The 17,590-nt window shown below is 64.1% G+C and carries 15 protein-coding genes; 1 reads left to right on the top strand and 14 read right to left on the bottom strand.

Features of this window, described 5'->3' with window-relative positions:
- Positions 1–131: 131 nt before the first annotated feature.
- On the top strand, positions 132–758 hold the full coding sequence (locus tag G572_RS0108930; protein ID WP_029058167.1) for a peroxiredoxin: 627 nt from the start codon (positions 132–134) through the stop codon (positions 756–758).
- Between the two features lie 42 nt (positions 759–800).
- On the opposite strand, the gene G572_RS23220 is transcribed toward G572_RS0108930, so the two are convergent.
- The 14 genes from G572_RS23220 to G572_RS0108860 all read right to left on the bottom strand — a co-directional run bounded on the left by G572_RS23220 (position 801) and on the right by G572_RS0108860 (position 17,586).
- A complete protein-coding gene (locus G572_RS23220; protein WP_051242050.1) occupies positions 801–1,637 on the bottom strand; it encodes a 4'-phosphopantetheinyl transferase family protein in 837 nt (278 codons plus the stop codon).
- A 313-nt stretch (positions 1,638–1,950) separates the two neighbouring features.
- Positions 1,951–2,967, bottom strand: coding sequence for an ABC transporter permease (locus G572_RS0108920; protein WP_029058166.1), 1,017 nt, complete (start codon positions 2,965–2,967; stop codon positions 1,951–1,953).
- A complete protein-coding gene (locus tag G572_RS0108915) occupies positions 2,964–4,478 on the bottom strand; it encodes a sugar ABC transporter ATP-binding protein (RefSeq protein ID WP_029058165.1) in 1,515 nt (504 codons plus the stop codon). Before G572_RS0108915 ends, G572_RS0108920 begins: the two co-directional genes overlap by 4 nt.
- A 155-nt stretch (positions 4,479–4,633) precedes the next feature.
- Entirely contained in the window at positions 4,634–5,632 is a 999-nt protein-coding gene (locus G572_RS0108910; RefSeq protein ID WP_029058164.1) for a substrate-binding domain-containing protein, read from the bottom strand.
- Between the two features lie 54 nt (positions 5,633–5,686).
- Positions 5,687–7,201 carry an FGGY-family carbohydrate kinase gene (locus G572_RS23215; RefSeq protein ID WP_037546280.1) on the bottom strand — a complete coding sequence of 505 codons (1,515 nt, stop codon included), beginning with the start codon at positions 7,199–7,201 and terminating at the stop codon, positions 5,687–5,689.
- Entirely contained in the window at positions 7,201–8,301 is a 1,101-nt protein-coding gene (locus G572_RS0108900) for a M42 family metallopeptidase (RefSeq protein ID WP_029058298.1), read from the bottom strand. The genes G572_RS23215 and G572_RS0108900 overlap by 1 nt, the downstream gene beginning before the upstream one ends.
- Positions 8,298–9,281 carry an ABC transporter permease gene (locus tag G572_RS23210; protein ID WP_037546279.1) on the bottom strand — a complete coding sequence of 328 codons (984 nt, stop codon included), beginning with the start codon at positions 9,279–9,281 and terminating at the stop codon, positions 8,298–8,300. Before G572_RS23210 ends, G572_RS0108900 begins: the two co-directional genes overlap by 4 nt.
- Before the next feature lie 24 nt (positions 9,282–9,305).
- On the bottom strand, positions 9,306–10,115 hold the full coding sequence (locus G572_RS0108890; protein WP_029058163.1) for a BtpA/SgcQ family protein: 810 nt from the start codon (positions 10,113–10,115) through the stop codon (positions 9,306–9,308).
- A 36-nt stretch (positions 10,116–10,151) separates the two neighbouring features.
- Positions 10,152–10,880, bottom strand: coding sequence for a DeoR/GlpR family DNA-binding transcription regulator (locus tag G572_RS23205; protein ID WP_051242048.1), 729 nt, complete (start codon positions 10,878–10,880; stop codon positions 10,152–10,154).
- A gap of 438 nt (positions 10,881–11,318) precedes the next feature.
- Positions 11,319–12,557 (bottom strand): NAD(P)/FAD-dependent oxidoreductase, encoded by a 1,239-nt coding sequence (locus G572_RS0108880; protein WP_029058162.1) that lies wholly within the window; start codon positions 12,555–12,557, stop codon positions 11,319–11,321.
- A 7-nt stretch (positions 12,558–12,564) separates the two neighbouring features.
- Positions 12,565–14,076, bottom strand: a complete 1,512-nt coding sequence (locus G572_RS23200; RefSeq protein WP_051242046.1) for an N-acyl-D-amino-acid deacylase family protein — start codon at positions 14,074–14,076, stop codon at positions 12,565–12,567.
- Positions 14,073–15,728 (bottom strand): dipeptide ABC transporter ATP-binding protein, encoded by a 1,656-nt coding sequence (locus G572_RS0108870; RefSeq protein WP_029058161.1) that lies wholly within the window; start codon positions 15,726–15,728, stop codon positions 14,073–14,075. The genes G572_RS23200 and G572_RS0108870 overlap by 4 nt, the downstream gene beginning before the upstream one ends.
- A complete protein-coding gene (locus G572_RS0108865; protein ID WP_029058160.1) occupies positions 15,725–16,633 on the bottom strand; it encodes an ABC transporter permease in 909 nt (302 codons plus the stop codon). Before G572_RS0108865 ends, G572_RS0108870 begins: the two co-directional genes overlap by 4 nt.
- An 11-nt stretch (positions 16,634–16,644) precedes the next feature.
- Complete coding sequence (locus G572_RS0108860) at positions 16,645–17,586, bottom strand: ABC transporter permease (protein WP_029058159.1); 942 nt, start codon at positions 17,584–17,586, stop codon at positions 16,645–16,647.
- Positions 17,587–17,590 lie beyond the last annotated feature (4 nt).

Here is a 17,590-nt window from a genome sequence, read left to right as displayed (position 1 = left end):
TGCACCTAGCGCCCCCCCCCTCCACAGCCCCGGTGCGGACGCGCCGGGGCTGTGACGATTTCGCGCAATGCCGTCCGCCTGCCCGGCCACCTATATACGGTGTTACGAAATTAAACTTTCAGGAGATGCCCATGACCCTCACGATCGGTTCAACCGCCCCGAACTTCGACGTCGAGACGACCAACGGCAAGATCAACTTTCACGACTGGATCGGCGACAGCTGGGCGTTCTTCTTCAGCCACCCGGCCGACTATACGCCCGTCTGCACAACCGAGATGGGCCGCACCGCGCAGCTTGCCGACGAGTTCGCCAAGCGCAACACCAAGCCGATCGGCCTGTCGACCGACACTGTGGAAGAGCACAAGACCTGGATCCTGGACGTCAACGACACCCAGAACACCAGCCTGACCTTCCCGATCGTCGCGGACCCGGATCTGAAGATCGCCAAGCTCTACGAGATGATCCACCCGTCGGAAAGCGAGACGGCGGCCGTGCGTTCCGTCTTCATCATCGACCCGAACAAGAAGATCCGCCTGACCATGACCTATCCGATGTCGGTCGGCCGGAACTTCGACGAGATCCTGCGCGTGATCGATGCACTGCAGCTGGGCGATGCCAAGCGCGTCGCGACGCCGGCCGACTGGCGTCCCGGCGACAAGGTCATCATTCCGCCGTCGATCAGCAACGAACAGGCCAAGGACATCTTCCCGCAAGGGTGGGACGAGGTCCGCTCCTACCTGCGCCTGACCGAAGTCTGATACCGGGTCATGACCCGAGGGCGCGCCGGATCGCCGGCGCGCTCATGCTCCCGTCGCAGCGCTTGTGCGCAACCATCGCACGGCCTGCGGCCTTGCCTCTCCGTCGGGCGTGATTTCATTGACGGCGACTTCCATCCGCGACACCTGATCGTCCATCCCGCAAGCAAGCGCGAGACTGTGCCCGCCGCCTCCGGGTCGGGGCACGACCGTCTGGCGGAACGCCCAGTCTTCGGGCCGTTCCTCGCGGTCGGCGCGAAACGACAGCGACCGCCGATCCGCGCCCGTGAAGCGAAAGGCGAAACTGTCGAGCGGGATGCCAAGCCCGAGCCCCACCGCCTTAATATAGCTCTCCTTCAGCGCCCAAAGCGCGAAGAAGCGTTCTTCGCGGGCGTGGTTCGGCAACGCCCGCAGGTCCGCCACCTCGCGGGCCGCGAAAAACCGCTCCGCCACCCCTTCCGACACCGTGCGGTTCATTGCCTCGACATCGACGCCGAGACACGGGCCGGCTCCGTTGGGCGGCGCCACGGCAAGCGCGATCATGCCGTCGCTGTGCGACAGGTTGAACACCGGCGCATCGGCGGCACCCGCCACATATGGCTTGCCGTGATCGGTCAACTCGAACCGCCAGTCCGCCGGCGCGATCCTAGGAAGATGCCATGAGAGTGCATGGCGTTTCAGGGCATGGGCGAGCCTGGACTGCCGCGCATGGCGGGGAAAGCGATAGCGGCCGGCCCGGTCACGCTCCGCCGGCGACAGCGTCCCGCGCCAGCGCTCCTCCAGCGCATCGAAGGCGGGATCGGCATCGCGCAGCAGATAAACTTGAACCGGCCCCCCGGAGATCGGAACCTTGTCGCGCCTGTCATTTTCCGACCGATTCATTCCAATCCCCGTTCACGCTGCGGCATTCCGGCGCAGTCGTCAGCATCCGCATATTGACGCCATCGTGCAACGCGACAGGTCCGGCAAATCGCTTCTCAAAGGCAGGGCGCTTCGTGACGCGTCGAATGTCCGTCGTCCGCACCAGCCTGCTGCTCGCCCGCCTAATCCTGAGGGCGCGGCCGGATTCGGCCTCCGACGCAGGCCGGACGACGCGGAAGCCGCCCGGCGCGGTCGCCATGAGGCGTCATGCGCTCGCTCCCGGAACCGGCGACGCTGCCGGATCCTTGGTGGGAGAAATGCCCCGAAATCGCGATCAGGCATTCAAGGGGCGGGCCATGCGCCGGCGATACTTTGCAAGACGGTCGAAAACAATGGGCAAGCCCGTGCCAAGGATGATCAGGCAGCCGATGACGAATTTCTGCCAATAGGACGGGACGCCAGCCATCAGAAGCGTCGTGTTGATCATGGTAATCACGAAAACGCCGAGAAGGGTCCCGAGCACCGTGCCGTGCCCCCCGGTGATACGGGCCCCGCCCAGCACGACCGCGGCGATGACATTGAGCTCCATGCCGACGAGATCGAACGGGTTCGCCATGCGCGAGAGCGTGACATGCGTCATGCCGGCAAGCCCGGCTATGGCCCCGGCGATCACATAGATCAGCACCTTGACCCGCTTGATGCGAATGCCGATGCGCTGGGCCGCCTCTTCCGACCCCCCGATTGCATAGACCTTTCGCCCGAACATGGTGAAGTTCATGACGATCGAGAGCGCGATCGTGATCGCGACCAAAACGAGGAAAGAGGCCGGAAGCGACACCATCTGGCCGACACCGTTCTCGATGCGGATCAGGATGGTGCGCGAGAAATCGATCACCTCGCGCGGCACCGACGTGATGTAGGTCGTGCCGAGAAAGGTGAGTAGGGCCCCCCGAAAGAAGGACAGCGTTCCAAGCGTGACGATCAGCGTGTTGAGCCCGAGCCCGCCGATCAACACGCCGTTGATCAGGCCGAGACCGGCGCCGATGATGGCCGCAACAGCAAAATAGGCGATGATCGGCAGGTCCATGTCGATGCCGAGAACGATCTTCATCGTTGCGTACATGGCGAAGGCGCCGATCGCTGTGTGCGACACATCGATGCCGCCCGACGCCAGCACCAACATCACGCTGAGTGCGAAAATGCCGGTAACGAGGCCGTTGCGCGCAAGATCGAGCAGGGTGGAGGGGGTGAAGAAGGCCGGATTGAGAAACCCGAGCACCAGCGCGAAAAGCACTGCGACGAGGAACACGATGCCCTGCGGTGTGGCAACGATGCGGGCAAGCGGGCTCATGTCCGGTCCTCCCTGATGACTTCGTTGTAAAGCGTATCTTCATCCACGGCGGCGGCGTCGAAGCTCGCGGTGATGCGACCGCGCACCATCACCAGAATGCGGTCCGACAATGCAATCGCTTCGGGAATGTCGTCCGTTACGACCATGACCGAGGTGCCGCTGCGACTGAGCGAAACCAGCAACTCATGAATGTCCCGCTTCGAGCCGACATCAACTCCGACGGTCGGTCCGTTGAGGATGAGCAGTTTGGGATCGTGCTCCATCCAGCGTGCAAGGACGACGCGTTGCTGGTTGCCACCCGAAAGCGTTGCGACCGCGGGCGTGACGTCGGGCGTCTTGATCCGCAGGTTCTGCACCGCCGCACGCGCGCGCTGCAGCAGTGCGGCGGCGCCGAGAATGCCGAAGGAGGTCGATTTGCCGAGGCTGGAAACGGTTATATTGTCGGCAATCGACTGACTGAGAAACAGTCCCTCCGTCAATCGGTCTTCCGGCACATAGGCAATTCCGTGGGCGATGGCGCTGGTCTGGTCGCCGAATGCGACCGGCTTGCCGTCGATCTCGATGCGGCCCGCGTCCGGTTTCATGTAGCCGAACAGGGTTTGCGCAAGCTCCGTGCGACCCGAGCCGAGCAGTCCGACCACCGAGACGATTTCGCCCGGTCGCAAGGCGAGGTTCACGTCAACGAACTCTCCGCGCCGGCCGAGACCGGAGACCTCGAGGAAGGGAGGCTGCGGCGGGGATTGCTCGCGCGGCAGGCGCTGGCTGTCGACGGAGCGTCCGGTCATGGCCTCCACAAGACGCCCGGCATCGAATGCCCCGATCGGACCTTCCATCACCACGGAGCCGTCGCGCAGAACCGTAACCGTGTCACAAACCGCGAAGACTTCCTCGATCTTGTGGCTGACGAAGAGAAACGAAACGCCGTCCTTTTTCAGGGTTTCGACGATATCGAGAAGATGCGCGACCTCGCTCCGGGTGAGGGCGGTCGTCGGTTCGTCCATGACGATAATGCGGGCCTGATTGGCCAGGGCGCGGGCGATGGCGACCAGTTGCTTCGACGCGACAGGCAGCATTTCCACCGGTGTGTCCGGATCGATGTCCACCTGCATGCGGCGGAGTGTGTCGACCGCAAGCCGACGGCGCGCGCCACGTCGGTGAAACACGTCTTCACAGGTCACGGAGCGCAGGAATCCGATGTTTTCCCAAACAGACAGATTGGGAAAAAGGGAAAAGTCCTGATAGATGACCGACAGTCCGGCCGCAATGGCAGCCATCGGATCGCTGCTCAAACGGCGGCCGTGCAGCCGTACCTGGCCTGCATCCGCCCTCACAACGCCGGATAGAACCTTGATCAGCGTTGATTTGCCGGATCCGTTTTCGCCGGCCAGACAGCGCACCTCGCCTGCCCCAAGTTCGAGACTGACGTCCTCCAGCACACGCACGGATCCATAGGCCTTGCGAATATCTTGCATCTGCAGGATGGGCGTGCTGCCGCTCGCTTCGTCGTTCATGCGCAGATCTCTTGTGTTCAGGCAAGACCGCCGGGCAGGTCGGCCCGGCGGTAGGGGGAGCGGAAAACGGGTTGCGGTCCGGTGGCCCCGGACCCGTGACGGCAAGCCGACGCGGGATGTCTTCCGCTTCCGGTCATGGCGACGAGACCCGGGCCCTAAAAGTCGTAATCGCCCATGTTTTGCGTGGTCACATCGACCCAAGCCTGACCGTAGAGCACCTTGCCGTCGAGCTTGACCGCGTTGTAGCCCTCGACGCCGAGATCCATGCCGTCGGTCACGTCCTTGCCCTCGATGGCCATGGAAGCGACCTTGTTCATGGCAATGCCTGCCTTGGCGGGATCCCAGAACGAGATCATCTCGATGGCACCGGTCTCCAGATACGGTCCGGCGACGGAGACGAGGCTGGTGCCGACAATCTTGATCTTCCCGTCGAGGCCCGCTTCTTCGGCGGCAAGGGCCGCACCCACGACGTCCTCGCCCGCCGAGCCCTGAATGCCCTTCAGGTTCGGATAGGTGCGCAGAAGTTCCTTGGTCTTCTGGTAGGCGGTCTGCTGCTGCTCGTTGCTTTCCAGCTTGTCGGTGACGAGCGTCATGTCGGGGTATTTTTCTTTCTGGTAGGCAATCGCAGCGTCGACCCATTCATTGTGGGTCTTGGCAGTCAGATGGCCGACGAAGACGGCATATTCGCCTTCCCCGCCCATGGCCTGCGCCAGGGCTTCCATGAGGTGACGGCCGTAGGCCGCATTGTCGAAGGCTTCCACGTCATAAGTGATGTTGTCGAGGCTCGACGCCTCGTGACCGATGACCTTGATCCCTGCATCGAGGGCCTTGCCGAGCACAGGCTCCAGCGCTTCCGGGGAGTTCGGGACGACGGTGATGGCGTCGACCTTCCGGGCGATCAGATCCTCGATCATCTGCACCTGGAGCGCCGCATCGGCCGAGGCCGGGCCGACCTGGGTGGCGTCGTGGCCCGTGTCGGCGGCATATTGCTCGACCCCATCCGCCATGCGGTTGAACCAGGCAATTCCCGACAGTTTCACCACCGTGACGATGGTGTGTTTGGCATCCTGAGCCTGGGTGATGGCACCCGCTCCCAGGAACAGCGCGGCGCCAAGCGCCACGCCGGCGGTGAGTTTCCCTAATTTCGACACCATGAGACTCCTCCTCTAACTCATCAATCGCGCCTCGACGACCTGAATGGCCGCCTGTCAGGCTTCATCGAACGCCCGTTGCCCCGTCCCCCTCATGAGATCGCTGTTGCGGGCGTACAATTCCTTGAATGTTCGATAGCGCGCGCGATGGACGGCATGGTTGCGCGCGTCCGCGACGATGCTCCGCTCCACCGGGTTCCAGCGCCGGATGTCGCCGCGTTCGGCGGCGCCGACGGCAATGGCGGCGAGAAAGGCATTCCCGAAGGCCGCGCCAAGCGTGTGGGCGGCGACGTCCTGGGTCTTGCCGCTCGCATCGGAAATCGCTTGCGACCAGACCGCATTCTTCGTGCCGCCTCCGACGGCGGCGATGCGGTCCACCGATGCCCCGGCGGTCTGGTAGGTCTCGATCACCGAGGTCACGCCGTAGGCAATGCCTTCGAGAAACCCGCGATAGATGTCCGCACGTGTATGGGTGAGATCGAGACCGAAGATGACACCGCGCGCATGCGGATCGTGGATCGGGGTGCGTTCGCCGGAAAAATAGGGCAGCACGACAATCCCGTTCGCGCCGACCGGCGATGCCCGGGCTTCTTCGGCGAGCAGCCTCAGGGCATCGTCGGCCTCGAGCTCGCGGGCGAACTGCTCCTGGAACCAGCGCGTCAGCGTGCCGCTGGTGGAGGTCCCGGACATGCAAGCATGCTGACCCTTGAAGAGCCAGGGCGCATACCACAGCCGCCCGTCCGCGACACGATGGTCGGTCACCAGGATAATGAACATGCTGGAGCCGTACATCATCATCATTTCGCCGCGCCCCAGCACACCGACGCTGATGGCTTCCGATGCGGCATCGATCGTTCCGGCCGTGACTGGCGTGCCCGCTGCAAGCCCGGTTTCCCGTGCTGCCTGTTGCGTGACTTGGCCCGCGATCTCGGTGCTCCACAAAAGGTCAGGCAGCCGTTCGGGCGCGATGATGCGCAAGGCGTAGCGCTCGCTCCATTGATTGGTGCGGATGTCGTAGAGCGGGGTCGAGGACGCCGCGGAATAGTGATCGATGACGAAACGGTCCGTCAGCCGGTGCACAAGGAAGGACGAGGAGTTCAATACCTTGTGCGTTCGGGCGTAGACGTCGGGCCGGTTTTTCTTCAGCCACAGGATCTTCGGGCCAACCGACTGCGAGGTGAGGGCATTGCCGCATTCGGCGAAAAGGGTCTCCTCGCCGATCTCGGCGGTCAGCTCCTCGATTTCCTCCGAGGCGCGCGTGTCAACGCCGTAGAGCACCGCATTCATCAGCGGCTTGCCGCCCTTGTCGACGGGAAGCATGCATGGACCGATGCCGCTTGCCGCCACTGCCTTGATGTCGCCGGCAGCGACGCCGGACGTGGCGACAAGCTCCTTGCTGACGGCGCAGAATTCGCCCCACCAGTCATTCTCGGCGTCATGTTCGGCCCAGCCGGGCTGCGGCACGATCAGATCGTGCCGTCGCTTCGCCGATGCCAGGATGCGTCCGCGGCCGTCGGCCAGCACGCCCTTGGTCTCGAAAGTTCCGATGTCGATGCCGAGATAGCAATCCATCAGGTGTAATGATCCCGGTTCAGGCTGAAATCGGCATCGACCCGCCGGATCGCGGCGATCAACAGTTTCGTGAGTGCCTCCAGATCCCGCAGGTCGCACATTTCCAGACAGGTGTGCGTGTAGCGGCAGGGGAAGCACATATCGATGCAGGCCACGCCGTCATTGACGAGCTGGACGTAAGAGGAATCCGTGAGCGCGCCGGTATGCGCCGTGCGCTGAAGATTGATCCCTTCCGATGCGGCGGTATCGGAGAACAGCTTCGGCAATGCCGGATGCGGGATCGTGCCGTTCAGCGTGCCGCGCCCGTGGAACGAATATAGGCTCATCGCCGGACCGTTCCCCAGCGCGACTTCGCCGCGCTGCGTCATGTCGGGCGTGTCGGCATTGAGCGCCAGGTCGAGCTGGATGGCGATGTCCGGGTTGATCGCGCGCGCTGCAACCATCGCGCCCTGGAGATTGAACTCCTCCAGAACGGCAAAGACAAAATGTACCGTCGGGCGCGGGCCGTCCTCTGCCAGCGCACGGGCGACCTCAACGACCACTGCACAGCCGGCGCGGTCATCGATCGACGTGCCGATGAGGCGGTTTTCGTTGAGTTCGATGACGCGCGGATCATAGACCACCGGCGTCCCGATCTCGATGCCCAGCGCCTTGACGCCGGCGGCGTCTTCCGCACCCACATCGATGAAGACGTCCTGATAAGGCGTGACCTTGTATTTTTCCTCCGGCGGCGTTGCATGATGGCTCTTGTTGGCGATCACGCCCTGCACGTCGCGGCCTTCGCCTATGCAAAACAACACCGCCTGCGCCGCCAGCGCCTTTTCGGGAATGCCGCCCAGGCGCTCGATCCGAACGAGGCCGTTGTCCTCGATCTTGCGCACCATGAAGCCCAACTGGTCGGTATGCGCGAAGAGCATGACCGAGGGAGCGCCCTCGTCGCCCTTCAAAGTGGCAATGAGGTTGCCGAGACGATCGGTGCGAACCGAAAGCGGCAGATCGGAGAGCTCCGTCTCGATACGACGGCGGACGCGGTCTTCATGTCCGGACAGACCCGGCGTCAGCATCAGGGTTTTAAGCAGGGAGCGGAGGCGCTCTTTCATGAGGGATGAGCCTTTCGTTTGAGAAACGCCTTCACGTCGAAGGGCGCGAACGCCGCGCGATAGGACATGACGGCGATCAGCAGGCCGCCGAAGACCAGATCGCGGGAGAAGGCGCTGAAGGAGAGAATGTTGAGCCCGCTGGAGATGAATTGCAGGCAGATCACTGCCAGGACGATGCCGGTCACAGTGCCGAAACCACCGGCCGGCCTGACGCCGGCAAGAATATTGATGAGAATGACGAGCAGCAGATAGGAGCTGCCATAGTCGGCATTGGCCGAATTAACCCGGGCCAGAACCACTAGACCGGCGAGCGCCGCAATGAAGCCGGCGATCGCATAGGTCTGAACGATCAGCTTCTTCCCGGGCACGCCGGCGAAGCCGGCCGCCACCGGGTTGGCGCCGAACAGGCGCAGACGCAGACCCACCGGCGTTCGGCGCAGAAGAAAGGCAAGACCCGACGCGACAAGGGCAAAGAGGACGAGCGGAAGCGGAAGCATGCCCCCGATCGTCCAGTTGCCGAAAGCTGTGTACCAGTCGGGCAGGCCGGTGATGGCCGGTCCGCGCGTGATGATGATGCCGATGCCGGCAAACAACTGCATGCTGCCGAGCGTTGCCAGGATCGGAGGCAGCCGCAAATAGGCGACCAGAAATCCGTTGAAGGCGCCGCAGACAACGCCGACCGCGAGGCCGGCGGGAATGGCAAGCCACGCCACCTCCGGCCCGGCCTTCATGGTCACGGCCGCGACGATGGAGGCCAGATTGGCAACGGCAACGACCGAGAGGTCGATGCCGCCGGTGATCATCGTCGGCAGCACGGCAAGAGACAGCAGCCCGAATTCGGGAAACTGAAAGCCCATGGACTTGAGGTTCGACGCCGAGAGAAAAGCCGGGCTGACAACAGCGAGCGTCACGAAAACCAGCAACGTCAAAACGCCCAGATTCTTCAGGTGAGATCCTGTGGTGTCCTGTCTTGCGTCCATGATCTTCCTCCCCCGTCCCGATGATCAGCCGCCGCGAGCGGCCTTGACGATCTGCATGAAGTCCCTGGCGCGCTCCGGATCGACGGGGTTCCATGTGTTCCCGTCGACCTTGAGCGACGAGCCGACGATGCAGCCGTCCGCGATCTTGAGGATGTCGGCCACGGTGTTGTGGCGCACACCCGTGTTGGCCAGAACCGGGGTGTCGGGCAGTTTCGCCTTGACGGTCTCGAGGTCATTCATTTCCGCCGCCTCGCCCGTGATGGCGCCGGAAACCAGCACGGCGTCGGGAATCGACGAAAACACGGCGGAGCGCGCCCGGTCTGCGAGCGGACGCCTGTCCATGGAGTCGGCGAACTCGGCAGAGACGTTGTAGAGCATCACCAGATCGTCGCGTCCCAGACGATTGCGATAGCGCAGCGCCTCGCCGGCGTTCGGTGTCCACGGCCCCATGTCGGAGGCGTAGGTTCCGGTAAAAATCTCGCGAACGAAAGAGGCCCCTGTCGCCGCCGCCAATGCAACGGTGCTCATCGGGTCCCACAAAACATTGACACCGAAAGGCTTCTTGATCTCGTCCCGCAACTGGCCGATGACATAGGCCATGGCTGCGGTGGAGGCGGTATCAACCTTCAGCTCATAAGGGCGGTCGTTCTCGTTGCCGAACATCACCGCATCGACGTCGGCATCCTGCAGGGCAAGGAGATCCTTGCGCGCTGCAGCGACGATGCCGTCAATGCCTGCATCCGCCCGGTAGAGCGGAGACCCCGGCATCGGCATCAGATGCACCATCGAGACGATGGGCTTCTTGTCGCCGAAGAGCTGCTTGAACTTTGACATTCCGTATCTTTCCTTGGTGTAGTCGGTCCCCGCCCGTCAGACGAGCCTGATGACCGGTATCAACGCCCGATAGGGGGCAACGAGAGCCTCGCCGCCCCTGTCGGTGACGAGTTCGTCGATGGCGTCGAGCCCGCAGACCTCCGCGAACGCCCGCTTGCCGAATTTGCTGTGATCGGAAATCGCGACGATGCGTTTCGCCCGCGACATGGCGATCCGCTTTGCCTCGGCCTCCTCGAACGTGGCGGTGGTGATGCCGTTGTGATCGAGGGCGTCGGCGGCGAGAAAACAGATATCCGCCTGAATGCTCGCCAGCGCGTCCTTGGCCCAGTTGCCGACGAGGCTGAAATAGCCGTTGCGAACCCGACCGCCGACGATATGGACTTCGGTGGCGCCGACGGAGGCCGCTTCCGCCACCTTGAGGTCCATCGTGACGATTGTGACGCGCCGACCGGCAAGGGCGCGCGCGGTTGCCATGGCCGTCGTTCCGGAATCCAGCAGCGCCGCCTGTCCGTCCGCCAGCAGGGCAGCGGCCGCCTGGCCGATACGCTGCTTCAGGTTCTGGTTTTGCCGAACCTTCTCCAGAAAAAGCGGCTCGGTGCCGTCTTCCCCGGCCCCGCGCGCGACCACCCCGCCATGCGTTCTGGTAACGAGACCCGCCTGCTCCAGGACGGCAAGATCGCGGCGTACGGTCGGAAGCGAGATGCCCAGCTGGGCGGAAAGGTCAGCGGTGCTCACGCGCTTGCGCTCGACAATGACGTCGATCATCTGGCGTTGCCGCTTTTGTGGAAATCGATGGCGCATCCTGCCTCCCCTTGGTTGTGATCGTTAATGATCGGATTGAAAGAGTCAATGCATATCGATCAAAAATATGCGTGCCCTTATAGAAGCTGAGGGCTGTTTTGATGAAGAACGGAGCTGCAGGTCCGAAGGACCAAGGCGTCGGGATCCGGAAACGCGGTCCAACGGCAAGACGCGTTCCGCCGTCAACGGGTCGCCTGCGGCGGCGGTAACAACGGCGATGAAGGGCAGGGCCGTCCGCACCGCGCGCTGGCGAGCGCGGGATCGAAACACGCAATTCCCTGAGTGAGCCCAGGCAGCGGGCCCGCCCGGACGCTGCGCCGAAGTGAGCACCGACCCGTCTTCAATCCGTCGGTCGGTTTGCGGATGCCGGGAAAAACGGACCAATCAGGGGGGCCTGCCGCTTTACTGCCGAGCGAGACGGGCCGGGGTCAGCGCCGATGGCACCGGCGCGCCACCGGTCATCTCCTCCGCCAGGATGGCGGCGGTGGTCGGCCCCAGGGTGAACCCTTGATGACCGTGACCAAAATGCGCCCAAAGACCTGGCTGGTCCGGCACGCCTCCCAGAACCGGCAACATGTCGGGCATGCAGGGTCGTGTGCCGAGCCACGGCACCGGGTCGACGGGATCGCCGAGGTCAAACAGTTCCGATGCGTCGTTTCGCGCGCGCTCCAGTTGCACATGCCGCGCCTTGGCGCCCTCCCGGGCGATCTCGGCACCGGTCAGGATGCGCAACCCTCCTGCCATCGGCGCGAGAACGGAGCTGCTCGCCACATCGACAAGCGGCAGGTCGGGTCCGCTCCGGGTTTCGAAGTGACAGTGGTAGCCACGCTTGGCGAAGAGGGGAACGCGAAGGCCGAACCGCCGGCAAAGCGCCGCAGACTGCATGCCCATCGCAATGACCGCATGCGGCGCGCCGACCCATGTTGCCTCATTTGTTCTGGCGTGCCATCCGCCCGCACGCCTGGTCAGCGTCATCGCGTTTCCGTGCAAGACACGTCCTCCGCGGGACCGGAACAGGTCGGTGTAGGCCTTCACCAGTGCGCCTGGGTCACGGCATGTCCAGGGGTCGAGCCAATGGAGCGCGCCCGCCAAAGGCCTGCGCAGAGACGGCTCCTTGCGTGCCAGTGCCGGACCGTCCAGCACCTCGAAGCGGACACCGTGGTCTCTGGTCACCCGCTCGGCACGCATGACTGCCGTCGACAAGTCGCGCGGATCGCGAAAGACATGCCGGAAACCGTCACGGCGGATCCACCGGTCCGCCCGCGCCGCCTCGATCCAGGGCGCGTGATCCGACGTCGCACGCGATGTCAGCGTCGCGTAGGTTCGCGCGATCCGTTCAAGGCGCGCAGGCGCGGAATTGCGAAAATAGGCCCAAAGGGGCCGCAGTGCGCCGGGAAGCGCAGCCGCGTGCCATACGACGGCATTGCTGCGGCCGAGCGCGATCGCTGCAAGCTCCCGGAACGAGCGGGGCATGGCATAGGGTTCGGCGGCTTCGACCTGGATGATCCCCGCGTTTCCGTAGCTGCTCGCGGCAACCGGGTCGCCACGGTCGAGCATGACGACCTCGCTGCCGCGTTCCTGCAGGGCGAGCGCGGTGCTGACGCCGACCATCCCTGCGCCCAAAACGATAACATCAGGCATCGGCGGATTACCCTGCGGTCGACACCGCGGCCCGCGAGCCGGTGTTCGCGCCGGGCGCTTGCATCGGGGAGCGCTGGCGATGCAGGACACGCCCGGGCCGTGCGCCTGTCGGAGCGTCGCCCTCCCACACGGAAACACCGTTCACCAGCACAGCGCCGATTCCCTCGGCGCGCCGCGTCGGCTCCTCGAACGTCGCCTGATCGCGGATCAGCCCAGCATCGAAGAGCGTGATGTCGGCGAATGCACCTGCGCGCAGAACGCCGCGGTCGACGAAACCGATTTCGGCCGCCGTCAGTCCGGTCATCTTGTGAACGGCGGTTTCCAGGGTGAACAGGCCCCGATCCCGGCTGTAGTGGCCGAGAACACGCGGGAAAGTGCCCCAGAGCCTGGGATGCGGAAACTCGTCGTGCGGAAGGCCGTCCGAGCCGATCATCGTCGGATCGAAGGACAGGATCCGGCTGACATCATCCTCGTGCATCCGGAAGTAGACCGCGCCAGCCGGTTGCAGCTGCGCCACCGCTTCGGCCATCGAGCACCCAAGTTCGGACATGACGTCCATCAGGTCGCGCCCGGAGAACTCGGGGCGCTTGCGCGACCAGGTGATCAGAGTGCGCCCGGAACTTTCCGCGTGTTCCAGTGTCAGGATGGTCGATGAGGCCGTGTAGGGATAGCAGTCGAGACTGACCTTCTGCCGGATCATCTCGTCTGCGATGACGCGCAGGGTGGCGACCGACTGACCATGAGCCGCCGCGCCGGCAAGCTTGTGGTGCGAAATCAGCGTCTGCACCCCAAGCGCACGTCCGATGGCGAAGGTCTCGTCGAGCGAAGCCATTGTCGCCTCGCCCTCGTCGCGCATGTGCGTGGCGTGAAGTCCGTCATGCGGCACCATGGGACGACAGACCTCGATCACCTCCTCGGTGGTGGCGGCCCTGGCCGGCGGATAGGCCAGACCGGTCGAGACGCCGATCGCACCCGCCTCCATCGCCTCGGCAACCATTTCCTGCATTCGCGCCACTTCCGCGGCACTCGCGGGCCGGTCCAGGTCATCCATGACGATGGCCCGCAGCGTTGTGTGTCCGACGTATGCCGCAGCGTTCACCGCAGCCGGGGTCTCTCCGAGCGCGGCGAGATACTCGGCGAAACTACGGTAGCAATACCATTCACCGGAAGCGTCCAGAAGATCGAGGGGCGGAAGGACGGGGCGGGAGACCGGGACGGGCATGGGCGCCAGCGATATGCCGCAGTTTCCAGCCACAACCGTGGTCACGCCCTGGCTGACCTTGGGCACCATGTCTCCCTCCGCCAACAGCATGCGGTCGTCATGGGTGTGGACATCGATGAACCCCGGCGCCACGATCAGGCCTTTCGCATCGATCTCCCGGGTGGCCGTGCAATCGCTGAGTTCCCCGATCCGCGACACACGTTCGCCGCACACAGCAACGTCGCCTTCGTAACGCGCGGCGCCGGTTCCATCGACAATCGTGCCGTTGCGGATCAGCAGGTCGAAGTGTTGCGTCATGCAGAGTTTCCTTCAATAGGACGGAAATTGCGAAAGTCCCAGTGTCGTCCGGGCGCCGCCTCGAAGAGCTTTTGCGTGTAGGCCTGTTCGGGCCGCGCCAGCACGTGTTCCGCCGGGCCATGCTCGACAACGCGGCCATGGTTCATCACGAAGATGGAATCGCAGATCCGGGCCGCGACCCGCAGGTCGTGGGTAATGAACAGGATGCCGACGCCGGTCTCCTCCCGGATCTCGTCCAAGAGTTCCAGAACCTGCTCCTGGACCGACACGTCGAGCGCCGAAACCGCCTCGTCGGCGACCAGCACGGCCGGCTCCAGCATCAAGGCACGGGCAACGCAAATGCGCTGGCGTTGTCCACCCGAAAACTGATGCGGATACCGGTCGAGCGCAGACGTCGGCAGGCCCACCAGCGCCATCAGTTCGCCGGCCCGCTCCATGGCAGCCTCTGTCGCGACGCCAAAATTGGTCGGCCCCTCGATCATCGAACGGCCGATCCTGACCCGCGGGTTCAGCGATCTGTACGGGTCCTGAAACACCATCTGGATCCGCCGCCTCATCTGCCTTCTGGCGGCTGTGCCGGCCCGGTCGAGCCGCTCGCCGCAGATCACGATTTCACCGGCACTCGGCTCCTCCAGCCCGACGATACAGCGCGCGACCGTGGACTTGCCCGAACCCGATTGCCCGACCACACCCAGGATCTCCTTTCGCTGGAGCGTCAGGCTGACATCCTGCACGGCGCGGACTTCCGAGGCCGGGCGAAGAAACCGTTTCTTGCGGAAGGTCTTGTGAAGCCCTTCGACGGTCAGGACCGGTTCGGTGCGAAGCGGTTCCCGGAGTTCGGGCACAAGGCTCGGCACGGACGATATCAGCATGCGCGTGTAGTCGTGGGTTGGCGCCCGCAGGATCCTCTCCTTGTCCGAGACCTCGACGACACGCCCGTCCTTCATCACGACGACGCGATCGGCAATGTCGGCAACGACCCCCATGTCATGCGTGATGAACAGGACGGCGGTGTTCTGCCGTTCCTGCATTTCGCGAATCAGGGTCAGGATTTGTTGCTGGGTGGTCACGTCGAGCGCCGTGGTGGGCTCGTCCGCGATCAGCAGGTCGGGCTCGAGAATGAGCGCTATGCAAATCACCACACGCTGGCGCTGCCCGCCGGAGAGTTGATGCGGAAAAGACTCGTAGATCCGCTCGGGATCCGGAAGATGAACCGTTTCGAGCATCGCAAGGGTTCGTTGGCGGCGTTCCGCCGGCCCCATCCGCGAATGCAGCAGAAGCACTTCCTCGATCTGGCGTCCGACCTTCTCGACCGGATTGAGCGCGGTCATGGGTTCCTGGAAGACCATCGACATCCGCGTCGAGCGGAGATGCCGCAACCGTTCCGGAGCGGCCCGCAGCAGATCCTCGTCACCCAGCAGTATCTCGCCCCCGGTGGGGCGCAGGGCGTTGGTCTGCAAGAGGCCCATGATGGAGAAGGCGGTGACAGATTTGCCCGAACCGGATTCACCGACCACGCAAACCGTTTCGCCGGGGGCGATCTCGAACCCGACCCTGTCGACCACGGGGCGGTGGCTTCCGTGAACGAGACCGACCGACAGGTCGCGGACCCGGATAACGGGATTTCGATGGGGAGCAGCCGGTTCGGTCATGTACGTTTCGCCATCTTCGGATCAAGTGTGTCACGCAAGACGTCGCCGAGGACGTTGACGCTGAGCAGCGTCAGCGCGAGCGCGATACCGGGCCAGAGCACCAGGCCGGGGAAAAGTTGAAAATACGACCGCCCCTCCGACATGATGTTGCCCCAGGAAGGGATTTCTGTCGGCAGGCCGGCGCCGAGAAAGCTGAGCGTCGCCTCGGTCAGTATTGCCGACGCAAAGACGAACGTGCCCTGGACGATTAGCGGCGCGATCGTGTTTGGCACCATATGCCGCATCAGGATGCGGCGAACCGGGCTTCCAAGCGTCACCGCCGCCTCGACATAGGCTTCCGAGCGCACATTGAGGATGACGCTGCGAACCAGTCGCACCACGCGGGGAATCTCGGGGATGGTGATTGCCACCATCACCGTCATGAGCGATGCGCCCGTCAGGGAGATCAGCGCGATGGCGAGCAGGATCGACGGGATCGCCATGACGCCATCCATCGTGCGCATGATGACGGAATCGACCGCGGGGAAGTAACCGGCAAGGACCCCGATCACCAGGCCGATCGCAACGCTCACGAGCGCCGCGCCGGCCCCGACGATCAGCGAGACACGCGCCCCGTAGAGAACCCGGGAGTAGATGTCGCGGCCGTAGGCATCGGTGCCCAGCGGGTGGTTTGCCGAACTTCCCGAAAGCCGTTCGGCGGGGGCGATCGCGATGGGATCCGCCGTGGCGAGCAGCGGCGCAAACAGGGCCATCAGCACGACAAGCAAGAGAATGACCAGCGCCACCAGCGCCGGGCCGGTGCCGAAGGCACGCAACAGGTGCCGCAGGATGAGCCGGCGACGACTTGGCTGCGCATCCTCATGCGCGCACCCGCCGGCGGCATCGCTCGGTGCTGAGATTTTCATCGGGACACCTTTCAATACCGGATCCGCGGGTCGAACACCGTGTAGAGGATGTCGACCACCAGGTTGATCAGGATGTATGTGAACGAAAACAGCAGGATGAGACCCTGAATAACCGGATAGTCCCGCGCAAGGACGGCTTCGACCACCAGCCGGCCTAGGCCCGGCAGGTTGAACACGGATTCCGTCACCACGACGCCGGTTATCAGCGAGGCGATGCCGATCCCGATTATCGTGACGATGGGAACGGCCGCGTTGCGCAAGGCGTGTCGCAACAGGATACGACGTTCCGGCGCCCCTTTGGCGCGCGCCGTGCGGATGTAGTCCTCCCCCAGCACCTCAATGATGCTGCTGCGGGTGATGCGGGCGACAAGCGCGACATAGACGCCGCTCAGCGCCAGCACGGGCAGGATCAGCCGCTGTGCAAAGGACCACAACCCATCCCCCGGAGGCCTGTAACCCTGGACGGGCAGCCAACCGAGTTTAAGCGCGAACAGATAGATCAGGACGTAGCCGGTCACGAAGATGGGAACCGAAAACCCGAGCACCGACAGCGCCATGACCATCCGGTCGAGGACGCCGCCGGGCCGACGCGCGGCGACGATGCCCATCGGGATCGCGACAAGAATGGTCACGGAGATCGTGCCCGCCGCCAGAGCGAGGGTCGGCCCCACCCGCTCCCCGATCATGCGAACCACCGGAATGCCCGAAAGCAGCGACTCGCCCAGATCCCCGGCAAGGAGATTGCGGAACCAGGTGAGCAGCTGGACGAGGATCGGCTCGTCCAGCTCCAGGCTTTCGCGGATCTTGGCGAGTTGCTCCGCCGTCGCGTCGTTTCCCGCCAACACGGCTGCGGGATCGCCCGGCGTCAGGCGCAGAAGCGCGAAGATGACAACGGCGACGACGATCATGACCGGCACCGACGACAACACGCGCTTTAGCACATAGGAGAGCATTGTC

It is taken from the genome of Stappia stellulata DSM 5886, from assembly GCF_000423705.1.
GTDB classification, from domain to species: domain Bacteria; phylum Pseudomonadota; class Alphaproteobacteria; order Rhizobiales; family Stappiaceae; genus Stappia; species Stappia stellulata.
Note: the sequence above shows the minus strand (reverse complement) of the source record. Positions and strands in the feature narration are given on the sequence as shown.

What these genes read in the sequence shown, in the direction of transcription:
- G572_RS0108930 (WP_029058167.1), top strand. Translation starts at nt 132, where the DNA reads ATGACCCTCACGATCGGTTCAACCGCCCCGAACTTCGACGTCGAGACG.
- G572_RS23220 (WP_051242050.1), bottom strand. Translation starts at nt 1,637, where the DNA reads ATGAATCGGTCGGAAAATGACAGGCGCGACAAGGTTCCGATCTCCGGG.
- G572_RS0108920 (WP_029058166.1), bottom strand. Translation starts at nt 2,967, where the DNA reads ATGAGCCCGCTTGCCCGCATCGTTGCCACACCGCAGGGCATCGTGTTC.
- G572_RS0108915 (WP_029058165.1), bottom strand. Translation starts at nt 4,478, where the DNA reads ATGAACGACGAAGCGAGCGGCAGCACGCCCATCCTGCAGATGCAAGAT.
- G572_RS0108910 (WP_029058164.1), bottom strand. Translation starts at nt 5,632, where the DNA reads ATGGTGTCGAAATTAGGGAAACTCACCGCCGGCGTGGCGCTTGGCGCC.
- G572_RS23215 (WP_037546280.1), bottom strand. Translation starts at nt 7,201, where the DNA reads ATGGATTGCTATCTCGGCATCGACATCGGAACTTTCGAGACCAAGGGC.
- G572_RS0108900 (WP_029058298.1), bottom strand. Translation starts at nt 8,301, where the DNA reads ATGAAAGAGCGCCTCCGCTCCCTGCTTAAAACCCTGATGCTGACGCCG.
- G572_RS23210 (WP_037546279.1), bottom strand. Translation starts at nt 9,281, where the DNA reads ATGGACGCAAGACAGGACACCACAGGATCTCACCTGAAGAATCTGGGC.
- G572_RS0108890 (WP_029058163.1), bottom strand. Translation starts at nt 10,115, where the DNA reads ATGTCAAAGTTCAAGCAGCTCTTCGGCGACAAGAAGCCCATCGTCTCG.
- G572_RS23205 (WP_051242048.1), bottom strand. Translation starts at nt 10,880, where the DNA reads ATGATCGACGTCATTGTCGAGCGCAAGCGCGTGAGCACCGCTGACCTT.
- G572_RS0108880 (WP_029058162.1), bottom strand. Translation starts at nt 12,557, where the DNA reads ATGCCTGATGTTATCGTTTTGGGCGCAGGGATGGTCGGCGTCAGCACC.
- G572_RS23200 (WP_051242046.1), bottom strand. Translation starts at nt 14,076, where the DNA reads ATGACGCAACACTTCGACCTGCTGATCCGCAACGGCACGATTGTCGAT.
- G572_RS0108870 (WP_029058161.1), bottom strand. Translation starts at nt 15,728, where the DNA reads ATGACCGAACCGGCTGCTCCCCATCGAAATCCCGTTATCCGGGTCCGC.
- G572_RS0108865 (WP_029058160.1), bottom strand. Translation starts at nt 16,633, where the DNA reads ATGAAAATCTCAGCACCGAGCGATGCCGCCGGCGGGTGCGCGCATGAG.
- G572_RS0108860 (WP_029058159.1), bottom strand. Translation starts at nt 17,586, where the DNA reads ATGCTCTCCTATGTGCTAAAGCGCGTGTTGTCGTCGGTGCCGGTCATG.